At 74.4% G+C, this 17106-nt stretch carries 17 protein-coding genes and 1 pseudogene; 13 read left to right on the forward strand and 5 right to left on the reverse strand.

Features of this window, described 5'->3' with window-relative positions; translation table 11 throughout:
* Positions 1-67 precede the first annotated feature (67 nt).
* Complete coding sequence (asnB, locus tag E9529_RS19435; RefSeq protein WP_236832931.1) at positions 68-1957, forward strand: asparagine synthase (glutamine-hydrolyzing); 1890 nt, start codon at positions 68-70, stop codon at positions 1955-1957.
* Positions 1958-2171: 214 nt separating this feature from the next.
* On the opposite strand, the gene E9529_RS19440 is transcribed toward asnB, so the two are convergent.
* The gene (locus E9529_RS19440; RefSeq protein ID WP_091931329.1) at positions 2172-2519 is read right to left on the reverse strand and encodes an iron-sulfur cluster assembly accessory protein; all 348 of its coding nucleotides are present in this window, start codon (positions 2517-2519) and stop codon (positions 2172-2174) included.
* Between the two features lie 150 nt (positions 2520-2669).
* On the opposite strand from E9529_RS19440, the gene E9529_RS19445 reads away from it, so the two are divergent.
* From E9529_RS19445 to E9529_RS19455, 3 genes are read left to right on the forward strand one after another with little or no spacing between them, the layout of a single operon-like run.
* On the forward strand, positions 2670-3284 hold the full coding sequence (locus E9529_RS19445) for a DUF3043 domain-containing protein (RefSeq protein WP_236832916.1): 615 nt from the start codon (positions 2670-2672) through the stop codon (positions 3282-3284).
* Positions 3285-3315: 31 nt separating this feature from the next.
* The gene (locus tag E9529_RS19450; protein ID WP_236832917.1) at positions 3316-4125 is read left to right on the forward strand and encodes an MBL fold metallo-hydrolase; all 810 of its coding nucleotides are present in this window, start codon (positions 3316-3318) and stop codon (positions 4123-4125) included.
* A gap of 11 nt (positions 4126-4136) precedes the next feature.
* Positions 4137-5120, forward strand: coding sequence for an aldo/keto reductase family protein (locus tag E9529_RS19455; RefSeq protein WP_236832918.1), 984 nt, complete (start codon positions 4137-4139; stop codon positions 5118-5120).
* A gap of 38 nt (positions 5121-5158) precedes the next feature.
* Here the strand turns inward: E9529_RS19455 and E9529_RS19460 are convergent, their stop codons facing one another.
* Positions 5159-5371: a hypothetical protein gene (locus E9529_RS19460; protein ID WP_236832919.1), complete on the reverse strand. Its 213-nt coding sequence runs from the start codon at positions 5369-5371 to the stop codon at positions 5159-5161.
* Between the two features lie 123 nt (positions 5372-5494).
* Here E9529_RS19460 and E9529_RS19465 point away from each other — a divergent pair, with 123 nt between their 5' ends.
* From E9529_RS19465 to E9529_RS19480, 4 genes are all read left to right on the forward strand, one after another.
* Positions 5495-5941, forward strand: coding sequence for a phage holin family protein (locus E9529_RS19465; protein WP_236832920.1), 447 nt, complete (start codon positions 5495-5497; stop codon positions 5939-5941).
* Positions 5938-6396, forward strand: a complete 459-nt coding sequence (locus E9529_RS19470; RefSeq protein WP_236832921.1) for a DUF3618 domain-containing protein — start codon at positions 5938-5940, stop codon at positions 6394-6396. Before E9529_RS19465 ends, E9529_RS19470 begins: the two co-directional genes overlap by 4 nt.
* A complete protein-coding gene (locus tag E9529_RS19475) occupies positions 6393-6683 on the forward strand; it encodes a DUF4235 domain-containing protein (protein WP_236832922.1) in 291 nt (96 codons plus the stop codon). Before E9529_RS19470 ends, E9529_RS19475 begins: the two co-directional genes overlap by 4 nt.
* An 86-nt stretch (positions 6684-6769) precedes the next feature.
* Positions 6770-7912, forward strand: coding sequence for a YihY/virulence factor BrkB family protein (locus E9529_RS19480; protein ID WP_236832923.1), 1143 nt, complete (start codon positions 6770-6772; stop codon positions 7910-7912).
* 15 nt (positions 7913-7927) lie between these two features.
* Here E9529_RS19480 and gcvT read toward each other — a convergent pair whose 3' ends face one another.
* Entirely contained in the window at positions 7928-9046 is a 1119-nt protein-coding gene (gene gcvT, locus E9529_RS19485; RefSeq protein WP_236832924.1) for a glycine cleavage system aminomethyltransferase GcvT, read from the reverse strand.
* A 123-nt stretch (positions 9047-9169) separates the two neighbouring features.
* Between gcvT and E9529_RS19490 the strand changes: the two genes are divergently transcribed.
* The gene (locus E9529_RS19490; RefSeq protein ID WP_236832925.1) at positions 9170-10684 is read left to right on the forward strand and encodes a leucyl aminopeptidase; all 1515 of its coding nucleotides are present in this window, start codon (positions 9170-9172) and stop codon (positions 10682-10684) included.
* A gap of 54 nt (positions 10685-10738) precedes the next feature.
* On the opposite strand, the gene E9529_RS19495 is transcribed toward E9529_RS19490, so the two are convergent.
* Positions 10739-11074, reverse strand: a complete 336-nt coding sequence (locus E9529_RS19495) for an oxidoreductase (RefSeq protein ID WP_236832926.1) — start codon at positions 11072-11074, stop codon at positions 10739-10741.
* 151 nt (positions 11075-11225) lie between these two features.
* Here E9529_RS19495 and lpdA point away from each other — a divergent pair, with 151 nt between their 5' ends.
* From lpdA to E9529_RS19515, 4 genes and pseudogenes are all read left to right on the forward strand, one after another.
* Positions 11226-12605, forward strand: coding sequence for a dihydrolipoyl dehydrogenase (lpdA, locus tag E9529_RS19500; protein WP_236832927.1), 1380 nt, complete (start codon positions 11226-11228; stop codon positions 12603-12605).
* Between the two features lie 68 nt (positions 12606-12673).
* Positions 12674-12823, forward strand: a pseudogene (locus E9529_RS19505) (biotin/lipoyl-containing protein); the annotation flags it as partial.
* A 64-nt stretch (positions 12824-12887) separates the two neighbouring features.
* Positions 12888-14492 (forward strand): 2-oxoglutarate dehydrogenase, E2 component, dihydrolipoamide succinyltransferase, encoded by a 1605-nt coding sequence (gene sucB, locus E9529_RS19510; protein ID WP_236832928.1) that lies wholly within the window; start codon positions 12888-12890, stop codon positions 14490-14492.
* 84 nt (positions 14493-14576) lie between these two features.
* Positions 14577-15482, forward strand: coding sequence for a TIGR01777 family oxidoreductase (locus tag E9529_RS19515; RefSeq protein WP_236832929.1), 906 nt, complete (start codon positions 14577-14579; stop codon positions 15480-15482).
* 123 nt (positions 15483-15605) lie between these two features.
* Here E9529_RS19515 and E9529_RS19520 read toward each other — a convergent pair.
* On the reverse strand, positions 15606-17106 hold a 1501-nt coding region (locus tag E9529_RS19520; RefSeq protein WP_236832930.1), incomplete at its 5' end, for a serine/threonine-protein kinase.

The raw sequence follows: 17106 nt of genomic DNA on the forward strand, positions 1-17106 counted from the left end.
CTCCGGGGGTCGGGGGTGGCCGGGGAGGTCAGACGCGCTCGCCTACTTCTCGACCGACGCCCCCCGGGTGACCGACGACGTCGTCTCCGACGTCCGCGGCGCGCTGCACTGCCTGCGCCACCGCGGGCCCGACGAGAACGAGGTCTGGCACGACGACCGAGTCGTCTACGGCTTCAACCGGCTGGCCTTCATCGACATCGAGCACAGCCACCAGCCGATGCCGTACGCCGACGGCCGCTACCGGATCGTCTTCAACGGCGAGATCTACAACTACCTGGAGCTGCGCGAGGAGCTGGCGGCCGCCGGGGCCACGTTCGCGACCGAGGGCGACACCGAGGCGATCGTCGCGGGCTACCACCTCTGGGGCGAGGAGGTCGTGGACCGGCTGCGCGGCATGTTCGCCTTCGTCATCTGGGACAGCGAGACCCGCACCGTGTTCGGCGCCCGCGACCCCTTCGGCATCAAGCCGCTGTTCACCACCCGCCTGGCCGACGGCGCGATCGCCTTCTCCTCCGAGAAGAAGGCGCTGCTGGAGATGCTGGGCGGGAACATCGCTGCGGGGGGCGTCGACCCGGCCTCGCTCCAGCACTACCTGACGCTGCAGTACGTGCCTGAGCCGGCCACGCTGCACCGGGGCATCCGGCGCATCGAGAGCGGCACCCGCTTCCGGGTGGTCGACGGCGAGCTCGCCACCGAGCGGTACTTCCACCCGACCTTCCCGGTCCGGCCGGTCGCGAAGGACGAGCAGCAGCCGCTGTACGACCGGATCGCCGAGGTGCTCGACGACTCCGTCCGGGTGCACATGCGGGCCGACGTCACCGTCGGCTCCTTCCTCTCCGGCGGCATCGACTCCACGGCCATCGCGGCGCTGGCCAAGCGCTACAACCCCGACCTGATGACCTTCACCGTCGGCTTCGAGCGGCAGGGCTTCTCCGAGATCGACGTCGCCGCGGAGTCGGCGGCCGCGATCGGCGTCGAGCACATCACCAAGGTGGTCACCCCCGAGGAGTTCGCGGGGTCCATCCCGCTCGTCGTCTGGTACCTCGACGACCCGGTCGCCGACCCCGCGCTCGTGCCGCTGTACTTCGTGGCCCGCGAGGCGCGCAAGCACGTCAAGGTGGTGCTCTCCGGCGAGGGCGCCGACGAGCTGTTCGGCGGCTACAACATCTACCGCGAGCCGCTGTCCCTGGCCGCCTTCGACAAGCTGCCGGGCGGCATCCGCCGCGCCCTCGGCGCGCTGTCGGCCAGGCTCCCCGACGGCATGCGCGGCAAGGACCTGCTGCGGCGCGGCTCCATCCCCCTGGAGCAGCGCTACTACGGCAACGCGCGCATCTTCCGGGATGACGAGCTGACCTTCCTCGAGAAGCGCGACCCGGACCTGTCGCACGTCGCCGTCACGCGCGAGCTGTACGAGCGCACCCGCGCGGCCGGCTACGACGACGTGACGGCGATGCAGTACGTGGACCTCTTCACCTGGCTCCGCGGCGACATCCTGGTCAAGGCCGACAAGATGACCATGGCCAACTCGCTGGAGCTGCGGGTCCCGTTCCTCGACCCCGAGGTCTTCCGGGTCGCCTCGACCATCCCGGTCGACCAGCGGGTGACCCGGGAGACGACGAAGCACGCCCTCCGCCGGGCGCTGGAGCAGGTCGTGCCGCCGCACGTGCTCAACCGCCGCAAGCTCGGCTTCCCGGTGCCGACCCGCCACTGGCTGGCCGAGGACCTCCACGACTGGGCCCGGCAGACCATCGAGGACAGCGGCACCGAGGAGTGGCTGGACAAGCAGCAGGTGCTGGCCATGCTCACCGCCCACCGGCAGAACCAGCGGGCCGGCTCCCCGGTCGACCACTCGCGCAAGCTGTGGACGCTGCTGGTCTTCATGGTCTGGCACGGCATCTTCGTGGAGCAGCGGATCGCGCCGGAGATCCCCGAGACGGTCTACCCCGTCCGGCTCTGACACCGCGATCCTCCGGATCGCACCGCGGCCAGGTGCCGTCCCCCTCAGGCGCGAAGCCGTTTCGTCGCGCCTGCGCGGACCCCTCCGGGGCCCACTCGGCGCGACAGCGCCCAGTCACGACAGAGGCCCGGTTCCCCCGCGAGGGACCGGGCCTCTGTTGTTGGCCGCGGTGTCGTCCGGAGGACGACAGATGACTCAGTTGAAGACAGATGACTCAGTTGAAGGAGTCACCGCACGCGCAGGAGCCCTGCGCGTTGGGGTTGTCGATCGTGAAGCCCTGCTTCTCGATGCTGTCGACGAAGTCGATGACCGCGCCGCCGAGGTACGGGCCGCTCATCCGGTCCACGATGACCTCGACGCCGCCGAAGTCGTAGGTCTGGTCGCCGTCGAGGAACCGCTCGTCGAAGAACAGCTGGTACCGCAGGCCGGAGCAACCGCCGGGCTGGACGGCGATGCGCAGCCGCAGGTCGTCACGACCCTCCTGGTCCAGCAGAGCCTTGACCTTGGCGGCCGCGGGGTCGCTGAGCACGACGCCGGTGGCCGCGGTGTCCTGCACCGTCATATTCCTGTCCTCTCCCTCCGAGGTGTCCGCGCACGCGCGTTCCGTGACGGACCAACGCCGCCGGGACGGCTCCTCTTCCCGTGCGTCCACTGTACGGCTCCCCGCGCGAGCTCCGGGGCCTCGTTGCTCACACACGTAGACTTCCCGGTCGTGAAGCTCCGCCTGCCCGGCCGCCGTGACACCGCCGAGACGACCGCCCCCTCCACCGAGGAGGGCGAGGTGACCGCGCAACTGGTCAAGACCGGCGGCAAGGGGCGGCCGACGCCGCGGCGGAGCGAGGCGCAGGGCCGGCGTCCGGGGCCTCCCCCGCCGCCGCCCACCACGCGCAAGGAGGCCTACAAGCGCATGCGCGAGCAGCAGGCGCTGCGCCGCGCCGAGTCGCGCCAAGGCATCGCCCGCGGTGACGCCGACTACCTGCCCGCCCGCGACCGCGGGCCGGAGCGCAAGCTCGTGCGCGACCTGGTCGACAGCCGCCGCAACGTCGGCAGCTTCTTCCTGGCGATCGCCGCCGTGGCCCTGGTCGGGACGTTCGTGCCCAGCATGGCCGTGAAGAGCTACACGAGCTTCCTGCTGCTCGGCTTCTTCCTGCTGCTGCTCATGGACTCGGTCGTCCTGGGCCGGAAGATCAAGAGCGCCGTCCGCACCCGGTTCCCCGACGGGCAGCACAAGATGAAGGGCCTGGTCTGGTACGGCATCAGCCGCTCGACCATGATCCGCCGCTGGCGCTTCCCCAAGCCCGAGGTGCCGCTGGGCGCAGACGTCTGACCCGGCGCCGGTAGCGACCGCGGCGCCGCCCGTGCGCGTCACGCTCCTGGGCACCGGCGCCGCCGACGGCTGGCCCAACCCCTGGTGCACCTGCGGGTCCTGCACCGACTCCCGCCGCCGGGGCGAGCTGCGCCGGCCGACGTCCGCGCTGGTCGACGGCACACTGCTGCTCGACCTGGCCCCGGCGCCGCCTCCGGACGGCATCTCCCTCGCCGGCGTGCGCGCCGTCCTGGTCACCCACGACCACGCCGACCACTGCGCGCCGCTGTCGCTGCTCGCCCGCCAGTGGGTGCGGCGCGCCGAGCCGTTCACGGTCGCCGGCCCCTCCCCCGTGCTGGCCACGCTGCGCCCGTGGCTGGGCCCGGACGACCCGGTCGACCTGGTCGCCGCCGAGCCGGGCGCGACGCTGGAGCTCGCGGGGTACCGGATCCGCCCGCTCGCCGCCGCGCACGAGGTACCGACGGTGCTCTACGACGTGACCGGGCCCGACGGCGCCCGGCTGCTCTACGCCACCGACACCGGCCCGCTGCCCGCGGGCACCGTCGAGGCGGTCCGCGGCGCGGCCTACGACGTCGTGCTGCTGGAGGAGACCTTCGGCGACGTCACCGGCCACGGCACCGGCCACCTGGACCTGCGCACGTTCCCCGACCAGGTGGCGCGGCTGCGCACCGCCGGGGCGGTCACCGGCGGCACCGACGTCGTCGCCGTCCACCTGGGGCACCACAACCCGCCGGCCGCGGTGCTGGCCGGCCGCCTGGCCCGGTCCGGTGCGCGGCTGGTCGCCGACGGCGCCACCGTCGAGGTCCGGCCCGGGCAGGCGGCGCTCCGCCCGGGCGCCTAACGTCGCGGTCCGTGGAATTCAGACGCCTCGGCCGCTCCGGCCTGACCATCTCCGAGATCGCGTACGGCAACTGGCTGACCCACGGCGGCCAGGTCGAGGAGGACGCCGCGCACGCCTGCGTCCGCGCCGCCCTCGACGCCGGCATCACCACCTTCGACACCGCCGACGTCTACGCCGGCACCCGCGCCGAGACGGTGCTGGGCCAGGCGCTGGCCGGCCACCGCCGCGAGTCGATCGAGCTGTTCACGAAGGTCTACTGGCCCACGGGGCCGGGGCGCAACGACCGCGGGCTGGGCCGCAAGCACGTCATCGAGAGCTGCCACGCCTCGCTGCGCCGGCTGCAGACCGACTACGTCGACCTGTACCAGGCGCACCGCTACGACCCGAGCGTGCCGCTCGAGGAGACGATGACCGCCTTCGCGGACCTCGTCCGCTCGGGCAAGGCCCTCTACATCGGCGTCTCGGAGTGGAACGCCGAGCAGATCACCGCCGGCGCCGCGCTGGCCCGCGAGCTCGGCATCCAGCTGATCAGCAACCAGCCCCAGTACTCGATGCTGTGGCGGGTCATCGAGCCCGAGGTCGTGCCGACGTCGGAGCGCGAGGGGCTGTCCCAGATCGTCTGGTCACCGCTGGCCCAGGGGGTCCTCACCGGCAAGTACCGGCCGGGCGAGCAGCCGCCGGCCGGCAGCCGCGCCGGTCACGCCGAGGCGGGCCAGTCGATGCAGCGGTTCATGCGCGACGACCTGCTGGCCCGCGTGCAGGGCCTCCGCCCGATCGCCGACGACCTGGGGCTCTCGATGGCCCAGCTGGCGCTCGCCTGGGTGCTCCAGAACCGCAACGTGGCGGCGGCGATCATCGGCGCCACCCGCCCCGAGCAGGTGCACGACAACGTGACGGCCGCCGGGGTCACCCTCGAGGCGGACGTCCTGGCCCGGATCGACGAGGTCCTGGGGGACGTCGTCGAGCGCGACCCCACCAAGACCGCCCGCGGCTGACGACCCCCGCCACCTGACCCTCGACCTCCGGTGGAGGGTCAGGTGGCGGCGAGCCCCATGGGCCCGTAGGCCTTCCGGTCGTCCTCGAACAGCGTCACGGTGGCGACGCCGCGGTCGAGCAGCTCGCGCCAGTTCTCGCCGAGCCACGACTCCGCGTCGCCCTGGTTGTCGTGCGCCGGCACCTCCACCCCCACCGCGGCGGGGTCGAGGGTCGATCCGGACGGGTCCTCGAGGCGCCAGTGCCAGCTCATGCAGGCAGGCTAGCGGCGCGACGCGGGTCCGACCCGTCGTTCCCCGGCTGTGATCGCCCCGTCGGTTACGGCCCGTCCGCAGGGGGCATGGAGGTGCATCGACGCCGTCCACCCGGAGGACCGATGAGCACACCCCGACCCGACGCCACGACGGGCGCGACCCGCGCAGCCGTCGGCGCCGAGCCCGAGAACGCATCCACCGGCGAGCTGATCAGCCGGCTGACCGAGCAGATCAGCACCCTGGTCCGGGACGAGGCCCGCCTCGCCCAGGCGGAGGTCACCCAGAAGGCCAAGAAGCTCGGCGTCGGCGCGGGCCTGTTCGGCGCCGCCGGCCTGGTGGCCTTCTTCGGGCTCGCCGCCCTGATCACCACCGTGATCCTCGCCCTGGCGCTGGTGGTGCCGGCCTGGCTCTCCGCGCTGATCGTCACCGTCGTCCTCTTCGCCATCGCGGGCGTCCTCGCCCTCGTCGGCAAGAAGGACGTGCAGCAGGGCGCACCGCCGGTGCCGCAGGAGGCGCTGGCCGGTGTCAAGACCGACATCGCGACCGTGAAGGAGAGTGCGCGCCGGTGACCACGCCGAAGGACGACGGCCAGGCCTCGGGCGGCCCCACCGACCCCGACGCCATCCGGGCCGAGATCGAGGAGACCCGCGACCAGCTCGCGAGCACCGTGGACGAGCTGAGCCAGCGGCTCGACGTCCCCGCCCGCGCCAAGGAGAGCGCGGCCCGCGCCAAGGACACCGCGGTGGAGACCTACCGCGAGAGCCCCCCGGCCGTCGCCGGCGCCGGCGCGGCGCTGGCCGGCCTCGTCGGGCTGGTCCTCTGGCGCCGGCGGCGCGCCCGCCGGCCGGCGAGCACCGAGGAGCTCATCGTCGGCGCGCGCGTGGGCGGCAAGCGCGAGGCGAAGCGGGCCCGCAAGGAGCTGGCCGCCCGGCGCAAGGCCGCGCAGAAGGCCGCGCGGGACGTTCGCAAGTCGACCAGGCGGGCCGAGAAGAAGGCCCGGCGCAGCAGGAGGAGGAAGCGTTGAGCAAGGGCGCGAAGAAGGGCAAGGGAGCCAAGCTCGCCTACCGGCCGATCGGCCTCGCCGCGGGTGTCGCGGCGGGTGCGGTGTCCGGTGTGCTCTTCAAGCAGGTGTGGAAGCGCATCAGCGGTGAGGACGACGCGCCGGACGCACTGCAGAGCGAGTACCCGATGTGGGAGATCGTCGTCTCTGCGGCGCTGCAGGGCGCGATCTTCGCGGCCACCAAGGCGACCATCGACCGGCTCGGCGCGCAGGGCTTCACCAAGCTCACCGGGGCCTGGCCGGGCGACTGACGCCCACCGGTGGCCGGGACCGCCGTCCCGGCCACCGGCAGCCCCACCGAACCGGCCGGACGACGGCCCAGCACCAGGGAGACGCAGTGACCGGCACCCGCCCCCGAGAGAGCGCCGTCGACCGGATCCGGCAGCGGGTCGAGGAGAAGGCCGCCCGCCGCGCGGCGGCGGCCCGGGCCGCCGCCGAGGGCGGGCCGGAGCGGGACCCCCGCCGGCTTCCCCCGGATGCACCTGCCCCCGAGCAGCTGCCGGGCATCCGTGCCGCGAACCCGCTGCAGATCCCGGCCGGCGGCTGGAAGCAGGTCCTCAAGCGGGCGTGGGCGGAGAACAACGCCGACAACATGCCGATCATCGCCGGCGGGGTGGCGTTCTTCGGGTTCCTGGCGATCTTCCCCGCGCTGCTGGCGCTCATCTCGATCTACGGCCTCGTCGCCTCCCCCGAGCAGGCCGCCGCGCAGGTCGAGGAGTTCACCGCCGGCCTGCCCGAGACCGCGCAGGACCTGATCGAGGACCAGGTCACCGCGATCACCGAGAACGCCGGTGGGGCGCTCACGCTCAGCCTGGTCATCTCGATCCTCGCTGCGCTCTGGAGCGCGTCCGGCGGCGTCAACAACCTGGTGAAGGCGGTCAACATCGCCTACGACGAGGTCGAGACGCGCAACTTCGTCAAGCTCCGGGCGCTCTCGCTGGCCCTCACCCTCGGCGCCATCGTCTTCGTCGTCCTGACCATCGGCCTGGTCGCCGTGCTGCCGATCGTGATCGACCTGCTGCCGCTGGGCTCGGTCGGCACCGTGCTGCTCGAGATCGCCCGGTGGGTCGCACTGCTGGCCGTCGTCGCAGGGTCCCTCGCGGTGCTCTACCGGGTGGCCCCCGACCGGGACTCGCCGAAGTTCCGCTGGGTCAGCCTCGGCTCGGTCGTCGTCACCGTCGTCTGGGCGCTGGTCAGCCTCGGGTTCACCATCTACGTGAACAACTTCGGCAGCTACGACAAGACCTACGGCGCCATCGCCGGCGTCATCGTGCTGATGCTGTGGCTGTACCTGACCTGCTACCTGGTGCTGCTCGGCGCCGAGATCAACTCCGAGGCCGAGCACCAGACCGGCTTGGACACCACCGACGGCGAGCCGGTGCCGATGGGCGAGCGCGACGCGGTGAAGGCGGACACGCTGCCGGCCAAGGCCGAGCCGGAGAAAGGCGACAGCGACCCGACCCGGAAGAACGCGCCCTGACCGACCGCCCCCACCTCAGCGCACGTGGGAGGGCACGAACGGCGGCCGCACGACCTCGACGGGCTCCCGGCGGCCCCGGACGTCGATCGTCAGCGGAGCACCCTCGGCCACCTCGGCGGCGGCGTCGAGCAGCGCCAGCCCGATGCCGGCCCGGAGGGTGGGCGAGAACGTCCCGCTGGTCACCTCGCCGACCCGCGCGCCGTCGCCGTCCAGCACGGCCATGCCCGGCCGCGGGATGCCGCGGCCCGACGCCCGGAGGCCCCAGAGCAGGCGGGCGGGCCCGGCCTCCTTCTCGGCCAGCAGCGCCTCGCGGCCCCAGAACGCGGGCTTGCGCCAGCCGACCGCCCAGCCCGCACGGGCCTGCACCGGGCTGATCTCCCGGGAGAGCTCGTGGCCGTGCAGCGGGTAGCCCATCTCGGTCCGCAGGGTGTCGCGGGCGCCGAGCCCGCACGGGCGGATGCCGAGGTCCTGCCCGGCCTCGAGGACGGCGTCCCACATCTCGCCGGCCCGGTCGGCGGCGACCAGCAGCTCGTAACCGTGCTCGCCGGTGTAGCCGGTGCGGCACACCGTCACCTCGGCCCCGCCGCCCCCGGTGCCGGTCACGAATGACATGTAGCCGATCTCGCCGGGCACGCCCAGCAGTTCGAGGACCTGCAGCGAGCGCGGCCCCTGGACGGCGAGGACGGCGACCTCGGTGTGCCGGTCGGCCACCTCCACGCCGGGCGGGGCGGCGTCGGCCAGCCGGGCCAGCACCTCGGCGGCGTTCGCGGCGTTGGGCACCAGCAGGACGTCGTCCGGCCCGTGCAGGTAGACGATCAGGTCGTCGACCACGCCCCCGGCGCCGGTCTCGCCGTCAGGCACGCAGCACATCGTGTACTGCGCCTGCCCCGGGCCGATCCGCGAGAGGTCGTTGGTGAGGCAGGAGTCGACGAAGGCGGCCGCCCCCGGCCCCCGGACCGTCCCGGTGCCGAGGTGGGAGACGTCGAACAGGCCCACCCCCTCGCGCACCGCGGCGTGCTCGGCCAGCACGCCGCCGCCGGCGTACTCGATGGGCATGGACCAGCCGCTGAAGTCGGCGAGCTTGGCCCCGGCCGCCAGGTGCCGGTCGTGGAGGGGCGAGGTGCGCGAGGTCACGCAGGCACGCTATCGGCTCCGGCCTCGGCCGCGAGCCCGGCGACGAGTCGGCACGGCCCCACCCAGAGGCTCGCCCCGAGCATGCGAGGGGTGAGGAGGGTGGGGTCCTCTTAGGATCGTCCGGTGCCGCCGACGATCTCCGCCACCGACCACCCGCTCGAGAAGCTGACCGGCGACGCCGTCGTCGTCGCCGTCGGCAAGGGGCCCGACGGCCCCCTCCCCACCCCCGGCGCGGAGGCCCTCGACCGCCTCCTCGGCGGCCGTCTCCTCCCGGCGCTGACCGACCTGGACGCGCGTGGCGCCGAGGACGAGGTGACCCGCCTGCCCTCCTTCGGCCAGGGGCCCTTCCCCGTCGTCGCCGTCGTCGGGCTGGGCGCGCCGGAGCCGTCCGGCGGCTACCGCGCGGAGAGCCTGCGGCGCGCCGCCGGGGCCGCCAGCCGCGCGCTGCGCGGCCGCCGCTCCGTGGTGAGCCTGCTCGCCGCCGTGGGCGGGACGCCGGACGACGAGCGGCTGCACGCCGTCGGCGAGGGCTCCCTCCTGGGCGCGTACGAGTTCACCGCCTACAAGTCCCAGCTGCCCGCCGACCGCCCGGCCCCGCCGAGCAACTTCACGATCGTCGTCCCCGGTGCGGGGGCGGCCGAGGGGGCGCTGCGCCGCGTGCGCGCGGTCGCCGACGCCGTCGCCCTGGTCCGCGACCTGGTGAACACCCCGCCGAACGACCTGTTCCCCGCCGAGTTCGCCGCCCGCGGGGCGGCCGCCGGCGAGAAGCTCGGCCTCACCGCCGAGATCCTCGACGAGGACGCCCTCGCGGCCGGTGGCTACGGCGGCATCCTCGCCGTCGGCGGCGGGTCCACCCGCAAGCCGCGGCTGCTGCGCCTCACCTACTCCGGCAAGGGCGCCCGCAAGAAGGTGGCGCTGGTCGGCAAGGGCATCACCTTCGACAGCGGCGGCATCTCGATCAAGCCCGCCGCGAAGATGGAGGACATGAAGAGCGACATGGCCGGCGCCGCGGCCGTGATCGCCACCGTGTGCCTCGTCGCCGAGCTCGGGCTGCCGGTGGAGGTCGTCGCCACCGTGCCGATGGCCGAGAACCTGCCCAGCGGCACCGCCTACCGCCCGGCCGACGTCGTCACCTTCCGCAACGGCAAGAAGGCGGAGATCACCAACACCGACGCCGAGGGGCGCGTCGTGCTCGCCGATGCCATCGCCCGCGCGGCCGAGGACTCCCCCGACGTGCTGCTGGAGACCTCCACGCTCACCGGCGCGCAGATGGTCGCGCTGGGCGCGCGCACCGCGGGCGTGATGGGCAGCGACGACCTCCGCGACGCCGTCATCGCCGCCGCCGCGCGCAGCGGCGAGCTGATGTGGCCGATGCCGCTGCCGCCGGAGCTGCGCAAGGGCATCGACTCGACGGTCGCGGACTTCGTCAACGCCAACACCGACCGGATGGGCGGGATGCTCGTCGGCGGGCACTTCCTGGCCGAGTTCGTGCCGGACGGGCTGCCCTGGGCGCACATCGACATCGCCGGGCCGAGCTACAACACCTCGGCGCCGTGGGGCTACACGCCCAAGGGCGGCACCGGCGTCCCCGTCCGCACCCTGCTGGCGACCATCGAGGCCCTCATCGCCGAAGCCTGACCGGCGTTCTGTGCACTTTCCGCCGGGGCGGAAAGTGCACAGAACGCCCGCCCGTCAGAGCCGGTCGCGTTTCTGGCGGGCGCTGTAGTCGCGCATCCGCTGGGGGTAGCCGGTCACCTGGGCGTCGTAGACGGGGATCGCCAGCTCCTTGGAGAGCCGGCGGGCCACGTCGGGGCCGTCGATGCGCCGGCGGGTCCACTCCCCGTCGGCCGCGACGAGGACGATCGTGGCCTCGGTGACCGCCGTCCGCGGCTCGACGAATCCCTCGACGCCGCGACGGCTGGCCACGAACTCCTCGAGGTGCCGCAGGTCGCCCCGCTGCGACGCGCGGTCGAGGGTGGCCCGGCCCGGGGCCGGCCTGCGCCCGCGCCAACGTCCGAACAGCCCCATCCACCCTCTCCGTCCTGCCGGGTCGCCTGATCACCGCGACGCTCGCGAGAGCAACGGTGGTCCGGGCCAGGTCGTTCCCGGAGTGGCAGGATGGGCGACAGCCCCCGCCCGCTCGAGCGGGGAAGCCGCCCGTCGCAACCGAGGAGCATCCGTGAGCGCACCCACCTCCCCCGCCGACCTGGTCATCCTCGGCGGTGGCTCGGGCGGATACGCCGCGGCGTTCCGCGCCTCGGAGCTCGGTCTGAACGTCGTCCTCATCGAGAAGGACAAGGTCGGCGGCACCTGCCTGCACCGCGGCTGCATCCCGACCAAGGCGCTGCTGCACGCCGGCGAGGTCGCCGACCTGGCCCGCGAGGGCGAGCAGTTCGGCGTCAAGACGTCGCTGGCCGGCATCGACATGGACGGCGTCAACAGCTACAAGGACGGCGTCATCTCCAAGCTCTACAAGGGGCTGCAGGGCCTGGTGAAGGCCCGCAAGATCACCTACGTGGAGGGCGAGGGCCGGCTCACCTCCCCGACCACGGTCGAGGTGGACGGCCAGAGCTACGAGGGCAAGCACGTGCTGCTGGCCACCGGCTCCTACCCGCGGTCGCTGCCGGGCCTGGAGATCGACGGCACGAAGGTCATCACCAGCGACCACGCGCTGAACCTCGACCGCGTCCCCAGCTCCGCGATCATCCTGGGCGGCGGCGTCATCGGCTGCGAGTTCGCCAGCGCCTGGAAGTCCTTCGGCGTCGACGTCACGATCGTCGAGGCCCTGCCGCACCTGGTGCCCCTCGAGGACGAGGCCGCCTCCAAGCTGCTGGAGCGCGCGTTCCGCCGCCGCAAGATCGCCTTCGAGCTCGGCAGCCGCTTCTCCGGCGTGCAGAGCACCGAGAACGGCGTCAAGGTGTCGCTGGAGAACGGCAAGGAGATCGAGGCCGAGCTGCTGCTGGTCGCCGTCGGCCGCGGCCCGGTCAGCTCCGGGCTCGGCTACGAGGAGGTGGGTGTCGCCATGGAGCGCGGCTACGTCCTCGTCGACGAGTACATGCGCACCAACGTCCCGACGATCTCCGCCGTCGGCGACCTCGTGCCCACCCTCCAGCTCGCCCACGTCGGCTTCGGCGAGGGCATCCTCGTCGCCGAGCGCGTGGCCGGGCTGGAGCCCGCCCCGATCGACTACGCCGGCGTCCCGCGCATCACCTACTCCGACCCCGAGGTCGCCTCGGTCGGGCTCACCGAGGCCCAGGCCAAGGAGCGCTACGGCGAGGTCAAGACCCTCACCTACGACCTCGCCGGCAACGGCCGCAGCCAGATCCTGAAGACGACGGGTGCGGTGAAGCTGGTGCAGGCCCCCGACGGCCCCGTCGTCGGCATCCACATGGTCGGCAGCCGCGTCGGCGAGCTCATCGCCGAGGCGCAGCTGATCTACAACTGGGAGGCCGAGGCCGACGACGTCGCCAGCCTCATCCACCCGCACCCGACGCAGAGCGAGGCGCTCGGCGAGGCGCACCTGGCGCTCGCCGGCAAGCCCCTGCACGTGCACGGCTGACCACCCGCTCGACCCCCCACCCACCCAGCGCCAGAAGGAGCACTGCCCCGATGCCGACCTCCGTCACCATGCCCGCCCTGGGCGAGAGCGTCACCGAGGGCACGGTCACCCGCTGGCTCAAGCAGGAGGGGGACCAGGTCGAGGCCGACGAGCCCCTCCTCGAGGTGTCGACCGACAAGGTCGACACCGAGATCCCCTCCCCCGCCGCCGGTGTGCTCACCAAGATCCTCGTGGCCGAGGACGAGACGGTCGACGTCGGCGCGGAGCTCGCGGTGATCGGCGGTGGCGACGGCGACGAGGGCGCGGGCAGCCCCCCGGCCTCCGCCGAGGACGCCGACACCACGCCGCAGACCCCCGACGAGCAGGTCGACGACGCCGGCAGCGAGCCGGAGCAGGCTGCCGAGCCCGAGCCCCAGCCGGCTCAGGGCGCCGGTGACGCCGGCGGCAACGGCGGTGGCGGTGGTCACCATGCCGGCGCTCGGCGAGAGCGTCACCGAGGGCACGGTCACCCGCTGGCTGAAGGCCGTCGGCGACGAGGTGACCGCCGACGAGCCCCTCCTGGAGGTCTCCACCGACAAGGTCGACACCGAGATCCCGGCGCCGGTCAGCGGCACGCTGCTGGAGATCACGGTCAACGAGGACGAGACCGTCGACGTCGGCGCGCAGCTCGCGGTGATCGGCAGCGGCGCGGCCGGAGGCGGCGCACCCCAGCAGGAGGCCCCTCAGCAGGAGGCTCCGAAGCAGGAGGCGCCGAAGCAGGAGGCGCCGGCCCAGCCCGAGCCCCAGGCGGCGCCGAAGGCCAAGCAGGCCGACGCGGCCAGCGAGCAGCCCGGCGGCGACTACGGCGCGAGCGGCTCCCAGCCCTCGGACTCCCCCACCTCCGCTCCCGCCCCGCAGGTGGCCCCGCAGGCCCCGTCGGCGCCGGCCCCCTCGGGTGACGGCGGTGGCGGGCAGTACGTGACCCCGCTGGTGCGCCGCCTGGCCTCCGAGCACGGGGTCGACCTGGGCTCGGTCTCCGGCACCGGGGTGGGCGGCCGCATCCGCAAGCAGGACGTCCTGGCCGCCGCCGAGCAGACCTCGCGCCCGGCCCAGCCGGCTGCCGCCCCGTCGGGCACCGGCGCTGCCCGCACCCCGTCGCCGGCCGCGACCCCGGACACCTCGGTCCGCGGCCGCACCGAGAAGCTGTCCCGCCTCCGTGGCGTGATCGCCCGCCGGATGGTCGAGTCGCTGCAGGTCAGCGCGCAGCTGACCACCGTCGTCGAGGCCGACGTCACCCGCATCGCGCAGCTCCGGCAGCAGGCGAAGAAGGACTTCGAGGCCCGCGAGGGCGTCAAGCTCTCCTTCCTGCCGTTCTTCGCCAAGGCGGCGGTCGAGGCGCTCAAGCAGCACCCGTCGGTGAACTCCTCGATCGACCTCGAGGCCGGCACGGTGACCTACCACGACAGCGAGAACCTCGGCATCGCCGTCGACACCGAGCGCGGGCTGCTCGTGCCGGTGATCCACGAGGCCGGTGACCTCAGCCTCGGCGGGATCGCGCGCAAGATCAGCGACCTGGCCGAGCGCACCCGCACCAACAAGGTGACGCCCGACGAGCTCGGCGGCGGCACGTTCACGCTGACCAACACCGGCAGCCGGGGCGCCCTGTTCGACACCCCGATCATCAACCAGCCGCAGGTGGCGATCCTGGGCACCGGCTCGGTCGTCAAACGGCCGGTCGTGGTGCAGGACGACGAGCTGGGCGAGGTCATCGCGGTCCGCTCGATGGTCTACCTGGCGCTCACCTACGACCACCGGATCGTCGACGGCGCCGACGCCGCCCGCTTCCTCACCACGGTGCGCGAGCGCCTGGAGGCCGGCCAGTTCCACGGCGAGCTCGGTCTCGCCTAGTGCACCTCCGCTCGGGGCCCCGGTGACCACCGGGGCCCCGAGCCCTTTCCGCAGCCAGCACGAGCGCCCGTCGGGGAGTGCCGCATGAAGATCGCCGTGTCCGGTGCGTCCGGGATGATCGGCAGCGCCCTGCTGCCCGCGCTGCGCGCCGACGGGCACGAGGTGATCCAGCTGGTGCGGCGCACCCCGCGGACGGCCGACGAGCACCGCTGGGACCCCCAGCACCGGCGCATCGACCCGGCGCTGCTCCGGGACGTCGACGCGGTGGTCAACCTCTCCGGCGTCGGGGTGGGTGACCGGCGCTGGAGCGAGCGGCACAAGCAGGCGGTGCTCACCAGCCGGGTGGACAGCACGGCGACGCTCAGCGAGGCGCTCGCCGAGGCCGCCACGGCCGACCCCGACCGGCCGCGCGTGCTGCTGAACGGCTCCGCGGTCGGCTGGTACGGCGACACCGGCGACCGCGTCGTCGACGAGTCCGCGCCGCCCGGCGACGACTTCCTCGCCCGCGTCTGCGTGGCGTGGGAGGGCGCGACCGCGCCGGCCGCCGCCGCCGGGGTGCGCGTGACCACCCTGCGCACCGGGCTGGTGCTCGGCGGCGGTGGGCTGCTCGCGCGGATGCTGCCGATCTTCCGCGCCGGGCTGGGCGGGCGGCTCGGTTCCGGCCGGCAGTACGTGCCCTGGATCAGCCAGGAGGACGAGGTCGGCGCGATCCGCTTCCTGCTCACCCACGCCGTGGCCGGGCCGGTCAACCTGTGCGGGCCCGAGCCGGTGACCAACGCGGAGTTCACCGGCACGCTGGGCCGCGTCCTGAACCGGCCGGCCAAGCTGCCCGTGCCCGGGGCCGCGCTGTGGGTGGTGCTCGGCGAGTTCGCGCAGGTCGGGGTGCTGGCCGGGCAGCGCGCGGTGCCGGCGAAGCTGACCGAGGCCGGGTACCGGTTCACCCACGGGGACGTCGAGGCCGCGGTGCGGGCGGCGGTCGGCCGGGACTGACCGCGCCACCGCGATACGCCTCACTGCGGTCATGAGCGCCGGAGAACCGCATCCGTGCGCACGAGCGCGGCGATGCCCACGGGTACGGCGGCGCGGCGCCCCATGGGCCCTGACGACGCCCGGTCAGGCCACCCGCTCGGCCCGCTCGATCCGCCAGCCCTCCGGGGTCCGGACGAGCACCATCCGCACCCGCGCGTCGGGGCGGCCCGGGACGGTGCGCACCGCGGGCCCGGCCGGGTCCGCCGCACGCACGACGCGGTAGCCGGGCCAGCGGTCGGTCAGCAGCAGCTCGGCCCGCTCCCCCGGCGTCCCGACGACCTCGACGTCGACCACCACCGGCGCGAACCCGCTCAGCACCTCGCCGGCCTCCGCCAGCGCGCGGGCGTGCTCCTCGTCGGCCGCCAGCAGCGGGCTGCCGGGCAGGTGGACGCCGCGCAGCAGGTCCGGTGCGCCGCTGAGCCCCTCGGCCCGCCGCGCGTACAGCTCGCCGACCAGCGCCCGCCAGCCCTCGGCGTCCGCGGGGGTCACGGTCTCGGCGGGCCCAGGCTCGGTCACCGGGGCCGCGGAGGAGGTGGGAGCGGACGTCGGGGACGGGCCCGCCTGCCCGGCGGGCGTCGCGGCGAAGGCACCCCCGGGCGCGTCGGGGCCACCACCCCACCGCGTGCCCAGCCACGCGGTGACGGCGAGCGCGGCGACCACCAGCGCGGTGACGAGCAGGCCACGGGCCAGCGGGGCCGAGCGCGCGAGAGCACGGCCGGACCACCGCCGCCGGGACGGTGACGCCTCGACTTCCGGCGCAGGCCGGGGGCGGCGCCCCGGCACGACGTGGGTGACCGCCCCCCGGGTGCCGGGCCGGCCGTGCCCACCGGTCGGCGCCACCGCCCCCAGCACCACGGGCTCGGCCCGGCAGGCGTGCCGCAGGTCGAGCGCGAACTCCGCCGCCGAACCACGCACGTCCGGGTCGGTCGCGAGGCCCCGCGCGATGACCTCGACCAGCCGGGCGGGCGCCCCCGGGGCCAGCTCCGCCAGGTCGGGCAGCTGACCGGACGCCGCCACCGCCAGCGTGCCGGCCGGCGTCGCCGCGTTCCACGGGGCGACGCCCGTGAGGGCGTGGAAGGCCGCCGCCGCGACGCCGAACACGTCGGAGGACGGGTCGGGGGCAGCGCCCCGGGCGACGGCCGGGTCGACGTAGGCCGGCGTGACCTCCGCCGCCGCCGTCTCGCCGATCACCCGCGCGACGCCCAGGTCGGTGAGCACCGGGCGCCCGTCGCCGGTGAACAGGATGTTGCCCGGCGCCAGGTCACCGTGGACCACGCCGCGCTCGTGGGCGTGCGCCAGGGCCGCGGCCACCGGCGCGATCGCCGTCACCACCTCCCCGGGGTGCAACCGGCCGCGGCGGGCCAGCAGCGCGGCCAGGCTGCCGCCGGCCAGCAGCTCCAGCACCAGCGCGACGCGGGCGGCCCCGCCCCGGCGCGGCTGGTGCACCACCTCGACCAGGCGGACCAGGTGCGGGTGGTCGAGCTCCCCCAGCAGCTCCGCCTCCCGCGCCTGGCGGGCGGGGTCCCCGGCGACCAGCACCTTCACCGCCACCGGGTCACCACCGGCCCGCGGGACCGCCCGCCAC

Origin of the sequence: Blastococcus sp. KM273128, assembly GCF_021698975.1 — a bacterium.
Taxonomy (GTDB): domain Bacteria; phylum Actinomycetota; class Actinomycetes; order Mycobacteriales; family Geodermatophilaceae; genus Blastococcus.

What these genes read in the sequence shown, in the direction of transcription:
- E9529_RS19495 (WP_236832926.1), bottom strand. Translation starts at nt 11,074, where the DNA reads ATGGGGCTGTTCGGACGTTGGCGCGGGCGCAGGCCGGCCCCGGGCCGG.
- E9529_RS19460 (WP_236832919.1), bottom strand. Translation starts at nt 5,371, where the DNA reads ATGAGCTGGCACTGGCGCCTCGAGGACCCGTCCGGATCGACCCTCGAC.
- E9529_RS19465 (WP_236832920.1), top strand. Translation starts at nt 5,495, where the DNA reads ATGAGCACACCCCGACCCGACGCCACGACGGGCGCGACCCGCGCAGCC.
- E9529_RS19440 (WP_091931329.1), bottom strand. Translation starts at nt 2,519, where the DNA reads ATGACGGTGCAGGACACCGCGGCCACCGGCGTCGTGCTCAGCGACCCC.
- E9529_RS19515 (WP_236832929.1), top strand. Translation starts at nt 14,577, where the DNA reads ATGAAGATCGCCGTGTCCGGTGCGTCCGGGATGATCGGCAGCGCCCTG.